The sequence below is a fragment of the Diaminobutyricimonas sp. LJ205 genome, assembly GCF_009755725.1.
Classification (GTDB): Bacteria; Actinomycetota; Actinomycetes; order Actinomycetales; family Microbacteriaceae; genus Ruicaihuangia.
In genome coordinates this window covers 1,883,838-1,902,272 of record NZ_CP046619.1, presented here as the reverse complement: position 1 = coordinate 1,902,272, position 18,435 = coordinate 1,883,838, and the positions used below count along the sequence as shown (strand labels likewise).

The 18,435-nt window shown below is 66.6% G+C and carries 13 protein-coding genes; 9 read left to right on the top strand and 4 right to left on the bottom strand.

Going from position 1 to position 18,435, the window contains the following annotated elements; genetic code table 11:
* Window positions 1-53 precede the first annotated feature (53 nt).
* Complete coding sequence (locus GO591_RS09170) at window positions 54-635, top strand: dihydrofolate reductase family protein (protein ID WP_157156537.1); 582 nt, start codon at window positions 54-56, stop codon at window positions 633-635.
* Window positions 636-938: 303 nt separating this feature from the next.
* Here the strand turns inward: GO591_RS09170 and GO591_RS09165 are convergent, their stop codons facing one another.
* On the bottom strand, window positions 939-1,991 hold the full coding sequence (locus tag GO591_RS09165; RefSeq protein WP_157156536.1) for an AI-2E family transporter: 1,053 nt from the start codon (window positions 1,989-1,991) through the stop codon (window positions 939-941).
* An 18-nt stretch (window positions 1,992-2,009) separates the two neighbouring features.
* Window positions 2,010-4,094 carry a hypothetical protein gene (locus tag GO591_RS09160; RefSeq protein WP_157156535.1) on the bottom strand — a complete coding sequence of 695 codons (2,085 nt, stop codon included), beginning with the start codon at window positions 4,092-4,094 and terminating at the stop codon, window positions 2,010-2,012.
* A gap of 253 nt (window positions 4,095-4,347) precedes the next feature.
* Between GO591_RS09160 and GO591_RS09155 the strand changes: the two genes are divergently transcribed.
* Window positions 4,348-6,165: a DUF8094 domain-containing protein gene (locus tag GO591_RS09155; RefSeq protein ID WP_157156534.1), complete on the top strand. Its 1,818-nt coding sequence runs from the start codon at window positions 4,348-4,350 to the stop codon at window positions 6,163-6,165.
* Window positions 6,162-7,064: a tetratricopeptide repeat protein gene (locus GO591_RS09150; RefSeq protein WP_157156533.1), complete on the top strand. Its 903-nt coding sequence runs from the start codon at window positions 6,162-6,164 to the stop codon at window positions 7,062-7,064. Before GO591_RS09155 ends, GO591_RS09150 begins: the two co-directional genes overlap by 4 nt.
* Window positions 7,065-7,106: 42 nt before the next feature.
* Here the strand turns inward: GO591_RS09150 and glgB are convergent, their stop codons facing one another.
* Window positions 7,107-9,257 (bottom strand): 1,4-alpha-glucan branching protein GlgB, encoded by a 2,151-nt coding sequence (gene glgB, locus GO591_RS09145; RefSeq protein ID WP_157156532.1) that lies wholly within the window; start codon window positions 9,255-9,257, stop codon window positions 7,107-7,109.
* Window positions 9,257-11,287, bottom strand: a complete 2,031-nt coding sequence (locus GO591_RS09140) for an alpha-1,4-glucan--maltose-1-phosphate maltosyltransferase (RefSeq protein ID WP_370455241.1) — start codon at window positions 11,285-11,287, stop codon at window positions 9,257-9,259. Before GO591_RS09140 ends, glgB begins: the two co-directional genes overlap by 1 nt.
* Before the next feature lie 622 nt (window positions 11,288-11,909).
* Here GO591_RS09140 and GO591_RS09135 point away from each other — a divergent pair.
* The 6 genes from GO591_RS09135 to glgP all read left to right on the top strand — a co-directional run bounded on the left by GO591_RS09135 (window position 11,910) and on the right by glgP (window position 18,432).
* Entirely contained in the window at window positions 11,910-12,449 is a 540-nt protein-coding gene (locus GO591_RS09135) for an alternate-type signal peptide domain-containing protein (RefSeq protein ID WP_157156530.1), read from the top strand.
* Between the two features lie 59 nt (window positions 12,450-12,508).
* The gene (locus GO591_RS09130) at window positions 12,509-13,078 is read left to right on the top strand and encodes a TasA family protein (RefSeq protein ID WP_157156529.1); all 570 of its coding nucleotides are present in this window, start codon (window positions 12,509-12,511) and stop codon (window positions 13,076-13,078) included.
* Between the two features lie 92 nt (window positions 13,079-13,170).
* Window positions 13,171-14,169, top strand: a complete 999-nt coding sequence (locus tag GO591_RS09125) for an RICIN domain-containing protein (RefSeq protein WP_157156528.1) — start codon at window positions 13,171-13,173, stop codon at window positions 14,167-14,169.
* Window positions 14,162-15,046, top strand: coding sequence for a hypothetical protein (locus GO591_RS09120; protein WP_157156527.1), 885 nt, complete (start codon window positions 14,162-14,164; stop codon window positions 15,044-15,046). The genes GO591_RS09125 and GO591_RS09120 overlap by 8 nt, the downstream gene beginning before the upstream one ends.
* The gene (locus GO591_RS09115; protein WP_232466118.1) at window positions 15,046-15,855 is read left to right on the top strand and encodes a signal peptidase I; all 810 of its coding nucleotides are present in this window, start codon (window positions 15,046-15,048) and stop codon (window positions 15,853-15,855) included. Before GO591_RS09120 ends, GO591_RS09115 begins: the two co-directional genes overlap by 1 nt.
* A 24-nt stretch (window positions 15,856-15,879) precedes the next feature.
* The gene (gene glgP / locus GO591_RS09110) at window positions 15,880-18,432 is read left to right on the top strand and encodes an alpha-glucan family phosphorylase (RefSeq protein ID WP_157156526.1); all 2,553 of its coding nucleotides are present in this window, start codon (window positions 15,880-15,882) and stop codon (window positions 18,430-18,432) included.
* Window positions 18,433-18,435: the final 3 nt, after the last annotated feature.

The window sequence follows — 18,435 nt, the reverse complement described above, 5'->3', positions numbered from 1 at the left end:
GACAGCCCACGACCCGCTAATCTGGGGACGACCCCAACGCAGAGGAGCGCCCCATGGGCAAGGTGGTCATGTACAGCTCGGTGTCGGTGGACGGCTTCATCGCGGACGACAATGACCAGCCCGGACCCCTGTTCGACTGGTTGACCAGCGGTGACGTGCCGTTGGACGAGAGCGGCGTGCTGAAGGTGTCGCAGACCTCCTACGACTACACCCGGCCGTACTGGGACCAGATCGGGGCAACGATCGCCGGCCGTCACGTCTTCGACATGACCGACGGCTGGGACGGGAAGCCTCCGGCCGGGGTCGACCACGTGGTCGTCGTGACGCACCGGCCGGCGCCTGAGGGCTGGGACCCCGAGGCGCCGTTTCACTTCGTCGACGGCGTCGAGGCAGCCGTGGCCAAGGCGCAGGAGCTTGCGGGTGACCGCATCGTCGAGGTCGCCGCTGGCAATGTCGGTGGCCAGGCGTTTGCCGCAGGCCTGGTCGACGAGGTGCGCATGGATGTCGTACCCGTCGTGTTCGGGTCCGGCAAGCGCTACTTCGGATCGGTCAACGCGGAGCACCTGTTGGAGGATCCTGACGTGGTGATTCAGGGCAACCGGGTGCTTCACCTGCGCTATCCGGTGCGCCGTTGACCGATCTGAGCAGGTACGCGAAGAATTCCACTGCGAACGGTGACACAAGATCGGGCCTCCGGCTGCGTTCGCGCATTGCTGTCGTTGGTCGAGCAGCCGACGGCGATCCGCCCCAGCACCTCACCCGCGGCAAGTTCAACTCAAGATCACTGGTTGCCGGTTTCCGTCGTATCTTTGGCCGACCCTCAGAAAGAGCGACTCTTCACCAATGCAGGGTTTAGTCGGGGTCTGAATCCGCTGTCTCGAGCAGCCACTATCCCACCAGCGACTACACACTCAACTGTGAAGAGCCCCTAAACGGTCCTAAACCGTCTGCTGCCTCGGCACCAGCACCTGTTTCACGATGATCATGATCGACGCCGCAACCGGGATGGCCACCAGCGCGCCCAGGATGCCGAGCAGGGTGCCGCCGGCGAGGGCGGCGATGACCACCACGACGCCGGGGACCTTCACAGCACGGTTCATGATGTTCGGGCTGAGCACGTATGCCTCGACCTGCATGTAGATCAGGTAGTAGATGGCTGCCGCGATGACCGTGCTGATCGAGTCCGGGTTCACGAGCCACTGGATCGACACGATGACGATCGATCCTGTGATCGTACCGACCAGCGGCACCAACGAGAACAGGAACGCGATGAACGCGAACAGGGCGGGGTACTCGGCGCCGATGATCGACAGGAAGATGAAGCTCAGCACGCCGTTGCACAGTGCGAGGGCACCCTGGCCGACGACGTAGCGGCCGACCGCGTCGCTGACCTGCTCCGAGATGTCCACAACGCGGGCGCGGCGTGAGGCCGGCACCAGCTGGTACATCGACGCCTTGATGCGGTGCAGGGAGGCGACGAAGTACAGGGTCAGGATCAGGATGATCAGCGCACCGAACGCGCCGCTGGCAATCACCAGGGCACTCTGGAGCACACCGCCGAACAGACCGGCGACATTGTCGGCATCCTGCGTCCACTTGACGACCTCGTCGACGACCATGTCGACGTCGAGCCAGGGGAAGGTCCCTTCGGCCCATTGCCGGGCGCCGCCTTCGGTGAAGAACTCCACCAGGTCGGGAATCTGCCCGAGCAGCTTGTTCACCTGCTCGGTGATGACGGGGACGATGGCGAAAACCAGTCCGACGAACACGCTGATCACGGCGGAAATCGTGATCAGGATGGCCAGCCAGCGGGGCACGCCCTTGCGCGCCATCCAGCTCACCACCGGATCCAGGCCGAGCGCGATGAAGAGCGCCGCGCCGACGTAGGTCAGGATGACGCCCAGTTGGACGACCGCCGTGCCGATCGCGATCGCGACCAGCACTCCCAGCCCCGCGAGAAGTCCGAGCCGGAACGGATTGTGGATCTTCACGCTATTCCCCCTGGCCGGCTACTGCTCGCTGGTCACCTTCTCTGCCTGTGACAATACCCCGCGGAGACCCTCGAAGTAGCCAGCCACGGCGTCGCGCTCGATACGCAGCTTGTCGAGACGCTCCTCGGCGTCGGCGATCAGGGCCGCAGCGCGTCGCTCAGCGTCCTCCACGATGGCCTGCGAGCGGGCGTCCGCGTTCTCGAGCACTTCGCGGGCGGTGTCATCCGCCTGTTCCCGGATGCGCTTGGCATCGGCCTTGGCGCTGACAGCCAACGTGTCTGCTTCCAGACGCTTGTCCGCTGCGCGACGGGTGGCCTCGGCCAGCTGGGCGCCGGCTTCGTCGAGGTACTTCTGAGTCTGCGCGACCGCCTCCTGGTGACGGCTGAGGTAGTCCTTCTCGGCCTCGTCCCTCCGGGAGGTGAGTTCGACGTCGAGGTCGATGCGAGCCTGCTCGGCTTCGGCGGCGAGTTCGGTCTGCACCCGGTCCTGGTCATGGGCCAGAGCGGCGCGAGTCTGCTCGGCCTCGAACGCGAGTGCGGTGCGCTGGTCCTCGGCTTCGCGGGCAAGTTCGGTCCGCTGTGACAGGATGTCCCGCTCCAATGCGGCGCGGGCGTCGGCGATCTCCTTCTCGAGAGCTGCGCGGGCCTCGGTGATCTCCTTGTCGAGAGCGGCACGCGCCTCGGCGGTGTCGCGCTCGAGGGCGGAGGTGGTCTCCGACACCTCCCGCTCGAGGGCACCGCGGGTCTCAGCGACATCCTTATCGAGCGCCGCGCGCGTCTGGGAGACGTCCCTGTCGAGCGTCGCGCGGGTGCTGGTGACTTCGGCTTCGAGCGCTGTCCGGGTTTCGGTCGTCTCGCGCTCAAGCTCGGCACGAGCCTGCTCAACCTCGCGGGCCAGCGAGGTTCGGGTCTGCTGCGCTTCGCGGGCGAGTTCGGCGCGCTCTCGCTCCACCTCACGGGCGGCTTCAGCGCGTGTGCCCTTGACCTCGAGCGCCAGCGCCTGCTTGGCAGCGTCGATCTCCGCGGCGACGTCGCCGCGGGAGTGCTCCACCTCGGTCGCCAGCTCTGCGCGGGTCTGGTCGACCTCACGGGTGAGCTCACTGCGGGTGCTCTCAACCTCTGCGGCCAAGTCGGCGCGGGTCGATTCGACGTGGGCAGCCAGCTCGGCGCGGGTCTGCTCAACTTCACTCGCCAGTTCGGCGCGGGTCTGCTGCACCTGGCGGGCGAGGTCGGTCTGGGTCTGCTCGACCTCGGCCGCCAGAGCGCCGCGGGTCTGCTCCACCTCGGCGGCGAGCGAGGCCTGAGTGGTCTGCACCAGTTCGTTCAGCTCGGCGGTGCGGGTGCTGACGTGATGCTCCAGATCGGCACGGCCGCGTTCGATGTGCGCCTCGAGCTCGGCGCGCCGCGTGGCGTCCTCGTTCTCGAAGTCGGCGCGAGTCTTCTCGATGTCGCGGCTGAGGCTCGCGGCGATCTCGCGGGCTTCGGCCGCTTCGCGCACGGCGACGACCTTGACTTCGGATGCCTCGCGCTCGGCCTCGGCGCGCAGTGCGGCCGCTTCGCGCTTCGCGGTGGCGCGGGCTTCAGCAGCCTCGGTGGCGACGGCGCCTCGGATCGCGGCCGCCTCGCGCAGCGCGTCCTGCGTTGTCGCTTCGGCGGAGTCCTGCGCCATCGACACCATGTCGTGGGCTTCGGCGCGGGCGTTGTCCACGAGGTGCGCCGCCTGCTCCCTGGCGTCGGCGATCACCTTCTCAGCGGCGGCGGCTGCATCCTCGCGAAGCTTCTGTACGTCGGCCTGAGTGTGGGCGCGCAGCCGTTCGGCGTCGATGTCGGCCTGGCTGATCAGCCGAGTGGACTGCTCTTCGGCGATGCGCAGCGTGCTCTCAAGCTTCATGCCGAGGCCCGCATAGGTCGGGCTGCCGATCTCATCGAGCTCAGCCTGCAGGTCGTCGACGGTTGCCGCCAGACGCTTCGCTTCCTTCGCGGTGTCGACCTTGTCGGTGTTGGCCTTGATCAACTCGCGGCGAAGCTGCTGGATCGCCTGGTCGACCTCTTCCTTCTTGTATCCGCGAAGTTCCAGGCTGAAGCCTGCATCGTCTGCAGCCACGTTGACTCCTTGGGTGGTTGGGTGGGGCCGGACAGCAATGAGTTTAGCCAGCGTCGGTAGTGCCCCCGACACGGCGACTCCCAGCATGCTCCCAGTGCATGGACTGGTTTGGGAACAAGCCATCGAGTATTCTTGAACGTCTTTGCTGCTGCCCTCCCTCCGGCGCCGCGGTGCCCGGAATTCGCCGGTGTCCGTGCTGGAAGCGGTTACCCGTGCGACGATTCCGATAGTCGGGCAGCACGAAAGGAGAAACTTGCGCTTCGTCTTCGCGATCGTCGCCTTCGTCCTCGCTGCCGTTTTGATTGGGCTGGGCATCGCGCAGCGCACCGTGCTGGCCAGCCCCGACACGGTCACCGCGACTGCTGAGCTGACGGAAGACGCCCCACTCGCCGTGATCGACGGTGAGTCGCTCACCGCGCATGACGGCCGACAGACGGTGTCCATCGACGGGGAAGGCACGGTGTTCGCCGCTTACGGGCGCACGGCCGATGTCGACGCCTGGATCGGCGACGCCACGGTCAACCGCATCAGCGTGGATACCGAGACCGAGGACGGCACCTCTGACCTCGTCATCGATCACCAGACCGGCACCGAGACTCAGGTGCCGAACCCGCTTGGCTCGGACCTCTGGCTGGCCGATTTCCAGGCGGACAACACCCTGACTTTCACGGTGAACGTTCCCTCGGATGTGTCGATCATCATCGCGTCTGACGGTGTTGCCCCCGCGCCGGCCGACATCAGCGTCACCTGGCCGGTCGACAATTCAGCGCCGCTGTCCGGCCCGCTGATCGTCGGTGGCTCGCTGCTGCTCCTGGCCGGCCTTGGCCTGCTGTTGTGGGCGATCATTCATCTGCGCCGCTCGCGGGGTCCGCGCCGCAGCCAGCCGAAGCAGCCCAAGTCGCCGAAGATGCCGAAACCCCCGCGTCAGCGTGCCTTCAAGCAGTCGGCCACCGCACAGACTCCCACCAACGCTCGCGGACGTCGTTCTCGGCGGCCCATGATCGCAGTCGTGCCGGTGATCGCCGGTGCACTGGTACTGAGCGGCTGCTCGGCGGACTCCTGGCCGGAATTCCTGGGTGGAAGCGGCGCCGAGCCGACGCCGACCGCAACCGCGGAAGCTCCGGCGGAAGAGCTGCCGGCCACGGCGGTCACGGTCGCCCAGGCCAAGAACATCGTCGCCCAGGTCGGTACGGTGACCTCCGAAGCGGATGCCAGCGCCAACGCTGATCTCGCGGCGACGCGTCTGGACGGCCCCGCGCTAGAGCTGCGCAAGGCCAATTACGCCGCGCGCGCCGCCGATGGGGCAATCGCCGCGCTGCCGGCGATCCCGGGGGAGCCGGTCACCTTGACCCTTCCCCAGCAGACCGGTGACGCGTGGCCGCGCACGGTCCTCACCGTCGTCCAGCCGCCGGCACCCGAGCCCTCGACCGACCCGGCTGCCACTCCGGAACCAGCACCGGCGCCGGTCGCGCTGGTGCTCGTCCAGCCGGACCCGCGCAGCCAGTACAAGGTGCACTACGCGATTCCGCTGCTGACCGAAGCCGAGCTTCCGGTGGCACCGGCGAGCGTCGGCGCAGCGCCGCTACCCGAAGACTCCAAGCTGCTGAGCCTGACGCCCGCCGAGGTCGGTCCGGCGTACGCGGATGTCCTGCAGAACGGCGAGGCAAGCGCCTCGTTCCCGCTGTTCGACACGGCGAACGACAAACTGCTCGCCCAGCTCGGCAAGGCGTACAAGGACGAGCGGGTCGCCGCCTTGCAGACGGCGAGCCTCACCTTCGCGCAGGCGCCAGGCGGCGGACAGACGGTCGCGCTTGCCACGAACGACACGGGCGCGCTGGTCGCGGTGAACCTGAACGAGATCGAGACCATCACGCCGACTGAGGCCGGCGCGGCAGTCAACGCCGAGGGTCAGGTCAAGGCGCTGTCCGGTGTGAGCCAGAGCACCAAGGGATTGACCGCAACGTACGGCATGCAGCTGCTGTTCTATGTGCCGCCGGTGAGCGAGAGCGATCAGAAGATCGTTTTGCTCGGGTACGCTCAGGGACTAATCGGAGCATCGGAGGTCCCGTGAGCAACGCACCCCTGAACGGCGCCAATCTACGCGGCGCCGTCGACCTGTCATCCCTCGTCAACCGGCCAGCGACGGATGCCCCGGCTTCCGCGGGCCCGGGAGCGGTCGTCGCGCAGTACAGCGACGCGGACTTCACGCGGGTGCTCGATTTGTCGAACACCGTGCCCGTCGTTGTGGAGTTCTTCGGGCAGGGCATCGAGCCGGCCCTGGCAGGTGTGGTGTCCTCCTATGGCGGCCGGATCGCGCTTGCGACCGTCGACGCCAACGCGAACCCGCAGCTGGCCCAGGCGTTCCAGGTTCAGCAGGTGCCGACCGTCGCCGCGGTGGTCGCCGGCCGACCGCTTTCACTGTTCGTCGGACTGCCCTCCGATGAGGAGGTACGCGAGGTTCTCGAGCAGGTGCTCCAGCTCGCGGCGCAGAACGGCGTGACCGGCCAGCTGGCGACGGATGACGCCGCGGCCGAGCCTGCTCCGCAGGAGGTTCCCCTGCCGCCGCTGCACCAGGAAGCCTTCGACGCGATCGAACGCGGCGACCTGGACGCCGCCATCCACGCCTACCAGACCGCCATCACGCAGGACCCGCGGGACCAGCAGGCCGTCGCCGGCCTCGCGCAGGCGTCGCTGTTGAAGCGCCTGCACGGCAAGTCGGCCGCGACCATCCGGGTGACCGCGGCGCAGCATCCGGGTGACCTGCACGCGCAGTTCGACGTCGCCGATCTGGATGTCTCTGGCGGTCACGTCGAAGACGCCTTCGAACGGATTCTGGACCTCTTCCCCAAGCTCGCACACCCCGACAAGAACCGGGCAAGGGCACGGCTCGTCGAGTACTTCGAGATCGTCGGCGCCGAGGACCCGCGGGTCGTTGCCGCCCGCATCCGGCTCGCCGGGCTGCTCTACTAGCCAGGCGCGACTAGCCAGGCGCGACTAGCCAGTCGCGCCTGATCAGCGCGGCGAGAGGTACAGGGCTCCGAGCGGCGGCAGGGTGAACCGAGCCGAGGCTGGGCGTCCCGCCCACGGTTCGTCGTGGGCAACGACCGTGCCGTGGTTCCCGACTCCCGAGCCGCCGTACTCCGTGGCATCCGTGTTCAGCACCTCGCGCCAGCGGCCCGCCCGCGGCAGGACGACCCGGTAGTCGGTGATCGGGGTTCCGCTGAAGTTGAAGAAGCAGGCGAGCGGCTCGCCCGCCTTTGACCAGCGGATGAAGGACAGGACGCTCTGCGCGGAATTGCCGCCATCCAGCCATTCGAAGCCCGCCGGCTCCTCGTCCTGTTCCCAGAGGGCAGGAGTGTTGCGGTAGGTGCGGTTCAGTTCGGCGACGAGTTTGTGCAGGCCGGCGTGGGCGGGCTGGTTGAGGATCCACCAGTCGAGTCCGCGTTCCTCGCTCCACTCAGCGGGTTGGCCGAATTCCTGACCCATGAACAGCAGTTGTTTGCCCGGATGCGCCCACATGAATGCCAGGTAGGCGCGCACATTCGCGAGTTTCTGCCACTGGTCACCCGGCATCCGGCCGAGCAGTGAGCCCTTGCCGTGCACGACCTCATCGTGACTGATCGGCAGCATGAAGTTCTCGCTGAAGGCGTACAGGAAGCTGAACGTGATGTCGTGATGGTGGTGACTGCGGTAGAGCGGGTCCTTGGCCATGTACACGAGCGAGTCGTGCATCCAGCCCATGTTCCATTTCAGCCCGAAGCCGAGTCCACCCTCCGAGGTCGGCCGGGTGACACCGTCCCAGGAGGTCGACTCCTCGGCGATCATCACAATCCCGGGGTTGCGCTTGTAGGCGGTGGCGTTCACCTCCTGCAGCAGGCTGATCGCCTCGAGGTTCTCCCGGCCGCCGTGTTCGTTCGGCAGCCACTCCTCACGCGAGTAGTCGAGGTAGAGCATCGAGGCCACCGCGTCCACGCGAAGACCGTCGATGTGGAACTCCTCGAGCCAGTACAAGGCGTTGGCCACCAGGAAGTTGCGCACCTGCGACTGGCCGAAGTCGAAGACCAGGGTGCCCCAGTCCAGCTGCTCGCCGCGACGAGGATCGGCGTGTTCGTAGAGCGGTTCACCGTCGAAGCGTGCGAGCGCCCACTCGTCCTTCGGAAAGTGCCCCGGGACCCAGTCCATGATCACGCCGATGCCGGCCTGGTGCAGGCGATCGATGAGGTACCGCAGGTCGTCCGGGTGGCCGAACCGGCTGGTCGGCGCGTAGTAGCCGGTTACCTGGTAGCCCCAGGAACCGCCGAAGGGATGCTCGGCCAGTGGCATGAACTCGACGTGGGTGAACCCGAGCTCGGTGACGTAGTCGATGAGCGGGTCGGCGATCTCGCGGTAGCCGAGACCGGGACGCCAGGATCCGAGGTGCACCTCGTAGACGCTCATCGGGCTGGAGTGCAAATCCCGCTCGGCACGGGCTGTCAGCCACGCGGCATCCTGCCACCGGTAGCTACTGTCGCCGATGACCGAAGCGGTGGCTGGCGGAGCCTCGGTGAACCGGGCCATCGGATCCGCCCGCTTCACCCATTCGCCACCCGCGGTGAGGATCTCGAACTTGTAGGTGCTGCCGGCCTGCAGGCCGGGCACGAACAGCTCCCAGACGCCGCTGCCGTCGAGGCGGCGCATGGCGTGCAGCACCCCGTCCCAGCGGTTGAAGTCACCGACCACGCGCACTGCCCGGGCGCGCGGCGCCCAGACGCTGAATGACGTTCCGTCGACGCCCTCGTGCTCGCGGTGGTGGGCGCCGAGCGCCTTCCAGAGCTGCTCGTGCCTGCCCTCACCCCAGAGGTACAAATCGACATCGCCGAAGGAGGGCATGAATCGATAGGGGTCGTCGGTGCTCCACTCGGAGCCGTCGCCATAGGTCGCGCGCAGCACGTAGGGCTGGATCGGCGCGGCAGCGGATGCCTCCCAGAGCCCATCGGCGACGTGAGTCAGTTCAATCCCGCTGCCGTCGCCGCGCACCGCGGTGACCGTCGCCGCCAGCGGGCGGACCGCCCGAATGACGACTGTGTCGTCGTCGACGGGGTGCTGACCGAGGTGGTCGTGCGGCCGCTGGTGACTGCCGGTGGCCAGCGCCGTGATGGTCTCGGGAGCCAGTTTGGGCAGCATCAGACACCTCGCGGGTAGTCGACGCGCAGGATGTGCACCGGTTCGGTGAACGCATCCAGGCGCACGTAATTGTCGGCACCCCACTCGAACTGCTGGCCAGTGATCAGGTCGCGCACGTCGAACCGGGCACCGAGCGGCAGGCCCAGTTCGGTGACGTCGAGGTGGACCACCGTCTCGCGCACCGAGTGCGGGTCGAGGTTGGCGACCACGATGATGCCGTTGGCGCGACCGGTGCGCACATGGCGACCCGGCAGGTACTTCGTGTAGACGAGGATCGAGTCGTCGTCACTCCAGTGCACACGCAGGTTCCGCAACTGTCGCAGCGCAGGCTGTTCGGCTCGAATCTTGTTCAGCTGGGTCAGATAGGGCGCGAGCGATGCCCCGAGCTTCTCGGCGCGTGCCCAGTCCCGAGGCTTGTACTCGTACTTCTCGTTGTCGATGTTCTCTTCGGACCCCGGCCGGGCGACGTTCTCGATCAGCTCGTACCCGGAATACACGCCCCAGGTCGGCGCCCCGGTCGCCGCGATCGCCGCGCGCACCTTGTAGGCAGCCGGGCCGCCGAACTGCAGGTATTCGGTGAGGATGTCTGGCGTGTTGACGAACAGGTTGGGACGCAGGAAATCAGCGGTCTCCTGGGACAGTTCGGTCAGGTAGCTCTCGAGTTCCGGCTTGGTGTTCCGCCAGGTGAAGTACGTGTAGGACTGCTGGAAACCTGCTCCGGCGAGCGACTGCATCATCGCGGGGCGGGTGAACGCCTCGGCGAGGAACACGACATCCGGATACTCGGTGTTCACCTCGTGCAGCAGCCATTCCCAGAAGGCCAGCGGCTTGGTGTGGGGGTTGTCCACCCGGAAGATGTTGACGCCGAGGCCGATCCAGTGCTTCACGATGCGCAGCACCTCTTGCCGGAGGCCTTCGGGGTCGTTGTCGAAGTTGAGCGGGTAGATGTCCTGGTACTTCTTCGGCGGGTTCTCCGCGTAGGCGATCGAGCCATCCGGCAGCTTGGTGAACCATTCCGGATGCTCGTGCACCCACGGATGGTCGGGGGAGCACTGCAGCGCCAGGTCCAGCGCGACCTCGAGGTTGTTCTTCTTCGCCGTGCCGACGAAGGCCACGAAGTCGGCGATCGTGCCGAGGTCGGGGTGCACGGCGTCGTGTCCGCCGTCCTCTGAGCCGATCGCCCACGGCGAGCCCGGATCGTGCGGTCCAGGGGTAAGGGTGTTGTTCGGGCCCTTGCGGAACGAGTGCCCAATGGGGTGGATCGGCGGCAGGTAGACGACGTCGAAACCCATCCGCGCGATCGCAGGAAGCCGCCTGGCAGCGGTTCGGAAGGAGCCGCTGGTCCACGAGCCGTCCCGGTGCTTCTTCGCGCCCTCGCTGCGCGGGAAGAACTCGTACCAGCTGCCGACGCCCGCCCGCGTGCGCTCAACGCGCACGGCGACCGTCTCAGACCAGGTGTGCAGGCTGGCGATCGGATAGGCAGCCAGGGCTCGCAACAGCCGCGGGTCGGAAGTTGCGCGCAGGCGTTCGGCGGGGGAGAGCTTCGTGTTCGAGATGGCGACCGCGACGTCCTTCGCGACCGTTGATCGGCCGGCTCGTTTCAGCAGTTGCCCGGCCATGGCGAACATGAGCTCGACGTCCTGGCCGGCCGGAACCTTGATCTCGGCGTTGTGCAGCCAGGTCGCCCAGTCGTCAGAGTAGGCGAGCACGCGGTAAGTCCAGGTGCCGGGGAGATCGAGTTGGATGTCGGCGGAATAGCGGTCGGTCCCGGGGATCGTCATGATCATCGGATGCTGCTTGGCCGTGCCATCCGGGGCCGTCAATTCCAGCGTCACCCCGAGCTGGTCATGGCCCTCGCGGAACACCGTGGCGGCGAAGGGGACCACCTCGCCGACGAACGCCTTGGGGGCCCAGCGATCTTCCGGCTGTCGCGGTGACAGGTGCCGGATGGGGATGCGGCCGATCACCGGGGCGGAGGCACCGGTCGATCGTGTCGCGGCGGGGCTGGTTTCGTGCTCTGGTGTCACCACACTCCGACCGTACCGCCTGCCCTCCGCCGCGTGCGTTGTCCCCCGTACTGGGTTCACATGTCGTGAAGATAAGTCTTGTCCTCCAAAAGGAGGACTTATAGATTCATCGTTTGGAGGAAGCATCCCGCGCCGCCTTGGCGTCTTTCTTCACACCCCTCAGTGCAGGCGGTCCCCAACCCGCCGCCTGCACAACCCGAAGCACCGCCGGGGAATCGCAAGTTGGAATTGCACCTTCGTGTGCCAGGGGCGAGGAGACGTCCCGTTCTGTCTGTCCGCATTGATGGGGACACGAGTTGTGCCCCTCGCACTGGGGGCGTGTTGGATGGGGTACATGCTTGTCCTCCATAAACCCGACAACTAGTGTGAGTGGTCGGGGGAACGAATCGGACTCACCCGGCCCGATCTCTGAACTACCTGAACTACCCGAAGCAATACCTACCCGCGACCAGGCGGTCGCCTACCCGCCGCCTGTGCGATCTAACAACCCGAATCACCCGAGCGAACGACGCACCACCCCTGCCAGCCACCCGAGGCGGCACGGGGTGGGGCGTCGTCGTCGAGCCGTGAGCCGGGGGACTCACTACCTAGAGCGGCCACGAGCCGCGGAATAAGGACAAGGCTCATGAACAAGCTCGTCAAGGGATCCATCGCCGGCGCTGCAGGCATCGCGCTGCTCCTCGGAGGGGCGAGCACGTTTGCCCTCTGGAACGCAGAGGCCACCGTCGCCGCTGGCGAGATCAGCGTAGGAAAGATGACCGTTTCTGCCGACCAGACCGCTCAAACATGGGCGTACGTTGCACCCGCAGCGGTATCCGGCACTGCCTTCAATCCCGCGACTCAGAAGCTCGTCCCGGGCACGACGGTTGTCTTGACACAGCCGCTCAGAATCGATGCCGAGGGCGCGAACCTCAAAGCAGACTTCGGCTTCGACCTTGGTAAGAGTGATGTGACCGCGTTCAAGAACGCTGGTGGAACTCTTCAACTGCGCGCTTACGACGGCGCTACAGAGATCACGACTCTCACCGGATTGAGCGCGGCACAGGCTAGCGCGATCGATAGAGCGACACTGACTGTGATTTTCCCCGACACAATCTCGGGCACTACCGGCCAGAACGTGAAGCTCGCGCTGACCGAGGTCAATTTCACGATCGCACAGAAGTAACGGCCGGTGTGCCCGCCTCTACCCGGGCGGACACACCCTCTTCCCATCGACCCGAACGAGTGGAAGGCGACGCCATGCTCAGCATTCGCGTACCCAAGCGGCCGAAGGCTCGCACGCTCCTCCTGGCTGCCGTAGCAACCGCAGTAGGTCTCGCCCTCGTCCCAACCGGCGGCACTTACGCGCTCTGGAGCGACGCAGAAACCGTCACCCCCGGTGCGATCACGTCCGGCTCGATGACACTCATGATCGACAAGCCAGCGCTCAACACCGGCGCCTGGTCCAACCTCTTGCCTGGCGAGTCGGCGACTGAGACGTTTGTCGTCACCAACGCCGGGACGGTCGCAGCCTCCCTGTCGGCGTCGCTCACCGTCGCCGCGCCGGTCCCGGAGATCGCCTCGCACATGACGTTGCGCCTCACCCATCTCTCGGAAGGCGAGCTTTGCAAGCCGGGACGGACGGGCGGCATGGAGACTGTTCTCACGTCCACCGGCGCCGTGGCTATCGCCGAGATGCCAGCGAATACGCCGATGACGTTCTGTGCCGAAGTCCGGCTCAATGCCGACGCTCCCATCACCGTCCAGGGGCAGACCGCCTCATTCGCGATCAACCTGACTGCAACGCAGAGGTAACCCCGACCATGTTCAGAACTCGCGGGCGAGTCACCACTCGAGGCACCGAGGTGCCCGAAAGTCCTAGTCCAACGCGCTCACGACTAGGACTCTTGGGCACCTCAGCACGGTCAGACGGCGGTCGGCGCGTTTCCCGCAAGGCGATCGCGGCTGTTGTCAGCGTGCTGCTTGTTTTCGGCGGCTCCAGTGCGGCGTACGCGGTCTGGACAGCTTCCACGAGCACGTCTGCTTCTGTGAAAGCGGCAACTGTGTCCGTGTCTCAGTCCGCAACCAACTTCTCTCACGCGTTCTCGGCCGTTGCACCCCGCATCGTCGGTGCAATCACCGTGACTAACACCAGCTCGGTGTCGACCGCCTACACGTTTCTGGCCAGTTCGAACAAGTTGACGCAACTCGCAACCTATCTGCGCGCGTGGCGATGGACCGTCGCGCAGCCTTCACAATGCGGTGAGGAGATTCCCGCGTCCGCTGTCGGCTACAGCTGGGAGACTCTCACCGGAAGCCTTGGCACTGGTGAATCAACCGTCTATTGCATCGGTGTCGAGGCGACGGCGATGGGTCTCGCTGATGTTTCGAACCAGAAGCTCAGCGTCAACTTTGTCAGCAAGGTGACCGCCAGTTCTTGGTCGGCATCGAGTGGTACGCACACGGCGGAGTTCACGACATCCCTGTTCGCTCCCACCCCGACCAACAGCTACACGATCACTAACGGGGATGTGTGCATCTCCATCGGCGGCAATGGTCACAACACTCCTCTCTCCGTCACCACACTCACCAAATGCACCCAAAACCCTGAACGGTGGCGCTTCACCCGAATCGGGATGTCGGACACGTTCCAAATCGTCTCGCTTAGCCACGATGGCCGGATCTGGGGTTTGAATGGCACGGCCACCGTGCAGAGCCAAAACGCGAATAACGACACCTCGTCCGGCTGGAAGATCCAGGCGCATGGCACGGGCGGCTACCAGCTGATCAACGCCGTAACGGGTACCTGCGCGACGAGAGTGCCGCAAAGTTCGGAGACGCGCATTCAGCTGACGGTCTGCGACCCTGCGAATACCGCACAGAGTTTCGTGTTATCTGGTGTTTAGGCTCAAGCAGGCGGGAATCTCCGCAACGATGGGCATCGCCCTTGCTGTCGTCGCTGGCGGACTGATCGTGACACCCGCCCACGCGGCAGGCAACGGTGTCGAGGTGTCCGCAGATGACGTCACCTATTCGTCCACGCTTCCCGGTGCGCTGTTCACCTTGACAAGTCCGCTCGTCCCCGGCGACGCGGTGAGCGAGGACCTCTGGGTGCGCAACACGTCCACGGCCCCTGGCGTGCTGCGAGTGTCGCTGATCGATGTGGTCACCACCGACGACGCGCTCGCCGACGCACTCACGATGATGACGACGTTGGCCGGTGGCGGCGTCCGCCCGGCGGTTCCGCTCAGCGCCGCCAACCCGTGCGCGGTCCTACTCGAGGGACCGATTCTGCAGCCCGGTGAGACTCGTCGTCTGGTTACCGAACTCAACCTGGGCGACCTGACCGGTCAGGTCGGACAGGGAGCGACTGCCTGGACCAGCATCCGCGTAGCACTCGTCGACCCGGCCTACCCGGCGTTCTCATCGACGGATTGCGGCCCGGATGGCACCGAACTGCCCGTGCTCGGCGAACCCGGACGCACCCCTACCGGAACTACTGCAACTGCGTCACCGAACAGCGGCACAGGCAGCCCCGCGACCGCCCCCGTCGCCGCCACCGGTGTCGCGCCCACCGAGACGACGACCACCGCGTCACGTGTCGACCTGCCGGTGCTCCCGTTTCCGTTCCAGGCCTTCGTCGACCCGAACACCGGCGAGCTGAACCTGCTCCTGCTGTTCATCGTCATCGGCTCGTTCATCGCCGGAATCGCCGGGTTCATCCTGCTGGCGTGGCGACGCCGGCGCGCCAGCGACACCGAATCCGTGGGGGAGGGCGTCTGATGGGGCGACGAGTAGTCGAGCCGGACACGGCCGACCAGAATTCACCGGTGACGCCGGATGCAACGGACCTACCGACCGTCGACGAACCAGTGACCGCGAAGCCCACGCCGAGCGCAGCCGAACCCATGACCTCGCGTCCCACGGCGGCCGACGCACAGCCCACTCCGGCCGACGCCAAGTCCGCACCGGCTGAGGCCCAGGCAGCATCGGCCAAGGCCCAGGCCAATGCCGACGCCGAACCGACTTTGGCAAAGACCCGCGGCATCCTGTATTACCTCGGCTTGGGCCTGTCCGGTGGATTGTTCGTCCTGATGCTCGCGCTCGCCGCCGCGGTGATTGTCGTCCCCGCGGCGACCGGGTCCGTCCCACTGACCGTTCTGACGAGCTCGATGGAACCGACGCTGCCGCCGGGCACCCTCATCGTGGTGCAACCGGTGGACACCGCCGACATCCGCATCGGTGATGCGATCACCTACCAGATCGAATCCGGCAAGCCCGAAGTGGTCACCCACCGTGTCATTTCGATCACGTCGTCCTCGGACGGCGGCACGACCTTCGTCACGCAGGGCGACAACAACGACGCTCCCGACGCGCGTCCGGTCGTGCCCGACCAGGTGCAGGGTCGCGTCTGGTACAGCGTGCCGTGGCTGGGATATGTCAACAACGCCGTGAATGGTGAGAACCGCGCCTGGATCGTCCCGGTGATCGCCGGCGGACTGTTCCTGTACGCCGGGTACATGGTCGCCAGCGCCGTGGTGGATGCCGCCAAGAAGCGCCCAATCGGTAACCGTGAGTTGCCAGGCGAGTAACTCCTCTCACTTAGAGTGGGCCGGGTGAAGGCGATCCGTCGGTTTACTGTCCGCACCGTCCTGCCCGAGCGCCTCGCCGTCTTGGGGGAGCTCGCAACCAACCTGCGGTGGTCTTGGCATGAGCACACCCGCCAGTTGTTCTCGGCAATGTCCCCGGAACTCTGGGAGGCGTCCGGTCGCGACCCGGTCAAACTGCTCGGCGCCATCGAACCGACGCGTCTGGACGCATTGGCCGCCGACGACGGCTTCGTCGATCGGGCGCACGCCCTGCACGCGGAGCTGCAGCGCTACCTCACCGAACCACGCTGGTACCAGAGCCTTGAAAACGCGCCGGCGTCGATCGCGTACTTCTCGCCGGAGTTCGGCATCGCCGCGGCCATGCCGCAATACTCGGGTGGCCTCGGCATCCTCGCCGGCGACCATCTGAAAAGCGCCTCGGACCTTGGCGTCCCGATTGTCGCCGTCGGGTTGTTCTACCGCAACGGCTACTTCAGGCAATCGATCTCCCGCGAAGGCTGGCAGGAGGAGAGCTACCCGACCCTCGATCCCGACGGGTTGCCGTTCACCCTGCTGCGCAACCCCGACGGGACCCCGGCGCAGGTGGTGCTGGCACTGCCCGAGGGCCGCGCGCTGTCGGCGCGGGTCTGGCGCGTCGCGGTCGGCCGGGTCACCCTGCTGCTGCTCGACACCGACATCCCCTCCAACGACGCCGACCTGCGCAGCGTGACCGACCGGCTATACGGCGGCGGCAGCGAACATCGGCTGCTGCAGGAACTCCTGCTCGGAATCGGCGGGGTCCGCGCCATCCGCCAGTTCACCGCCCTGACCGGCGGGCAGGCGCCCGAGGTGTTCCACACCAACGAAGGTCACGCCGGATTCCTCGGACTGGAACGCCTGAGCGACCTGATCGGCGGCGGCCTGTCCATGGATGAGGCCATGCAGGTCGTGCGCGCCGGAACCGTGTTCACCACCCACACGCCGGTGGCGGCAGGGATCGACCGGTTCGAGACCTCGCTTGTCGAACGGTATTTCACCACCGACCTGCTGCCCGGAGTCGAGGTCGCCGACGTGCTCGCGCTCGGCGCCGAAGACTTCGACGGCGGCGCCGAAGGCACCTTCAACATGGCCGTGATGGGGCTTCGGCTGGCCCAGCGTGCCAACGGTGTGTCCAAGCTGCACGGCGCCGTCTCCCGCGGCATGTTCGGGGCACTCTGGCCCGGTTTCGACCCGGACGACGTGCCGATCGGCTCCATCACCAACGGCGTGCACGCTCCGACCTGGACCGACCCGCTGCTGCTCGGACTCGCCGAGTCCCGGCTCGGCGCCGGCGACACCACGGCGTGTGACTGGCAGTCGGCCGAGATCAGCGACGCAGACCTGTGGACGGTACGCGGCTTCATGCGCGCGCAATTGGTCTCCGACGCGCGCAGCCGGGTCGCGGCCGCGTGGCGCCAGCAGAACCCGGGGGTGGCCGAACCGTCGTGGATGAGTGAACTGCTCGATCCCGACGTCCTCACCATCGGCTTCGCGCGTCGCGTTCCCACCTACAAGCGGCTCACCCTGATGCTGCAGGACGAGGAACGATTGCGCTCACTCCTGCTGCACCCGGACCGGCCGATCCAGCTCGTCGTCGCCGGCAAGTCCCACCCGGCCGATGAGGAGGGCAAGCGCCTGATTCAACGGCTGGTCGACTTCGCGCAGGATCCCGAGGTGCGCACCCGGATCGTCTTCCTGCCGAACTACGACATCGGCATGGCGCAGGTGCTGTACCCGGGCACGGATGTCTGGCTGAACAATCCGCTGCGCCCGCTCGAGGCGTGTGGAACCTCGGGAATGAAGGCGGCTCTCAACGGGTCGCTGAACCTGTCCATCCTCGACGGCTGGTGGGCCGAGTACTACGACGAGAAGAACGGCTGGGCGATTCCGACGGCGGATGCCGCTGGCGATGCCGCCGAGCGTGACGCCATCGAGGCGCAGAGCCTGTACGACCTCATCGAGTTCCAGATCGCTCCCCGGTTCTACGACCGCACCGGGTCGGTGCCTGAGCACTGGGTGAAAGCCATCCGGCACAGCCTGGCGACGCTCTCGCCCGAGTTGTCTGCCGATCGGATGGTGCGCGAGTACGTCACCGCGCTGTACCTCCCGGCCGCGGCATCCGTCCGCACGATGACCGCCGATGACTACCTGCCGGCGCGGGACCTCGCGATCTGGAAACGGCGGGTTCGCGAGGCGTGGCCGGATGTCACGGTGGCCCACGTCGAATCCGGTGGAGTCGAGGCGCCCGCGCAGGTCGGCGACGCGCTGCACGTGCGCGCGTTCGTCTCGCTCGGGTCGCTGGAGCCCGATGACGTCAAGGTCGAGGTGGTCTACGGCCGGGCGGTCGACGAGGAGAAGCTCACCGGAATCCGGCGAGAACGACTCGAACTGGCCGCCCGCGAGCCGGGTCGCCCGGCGGTGTTCACCGGGACCGTGCCGCTCGATCGGGCGGGCAGCTTCGGCTACAACGTGCGGGTCGTGCCCAATCATCCGCAGCTCGACACTCCGGCCGAGCTGGGCCTGATCGCAGTCGCTGACTGATCC

Coding starts and splice junctions, on each gene's coding strand:
- GO591_RS09170 (WP_157156537.1), top strand. CDS start 54: ATGGGCAAGGTGGTCATGTACAGCTCGGTGTCGGTGGACGGCTTCATC.
- glgB (WP_157156532.1), bottom strand. CDS start 9,257: ATGCTGCCCAAACTGGCTCCCGAGACCATCACGGCGCTGGCCACCGGC.
- GO591_RS09135 (WP_157156530.1), top strand. CDS start 11,910: ATGAACAAGCTCGTCAAGGGATCCATCGCCGGCGCTGCAGGCATCGCG.
- GO591_RS09115 (WP_232466118.1), top strand. CDS start 15,046: ATGGGGCGACGAGTAGTCGAGCCGGACACGGCCGACCAGAATTCACCG.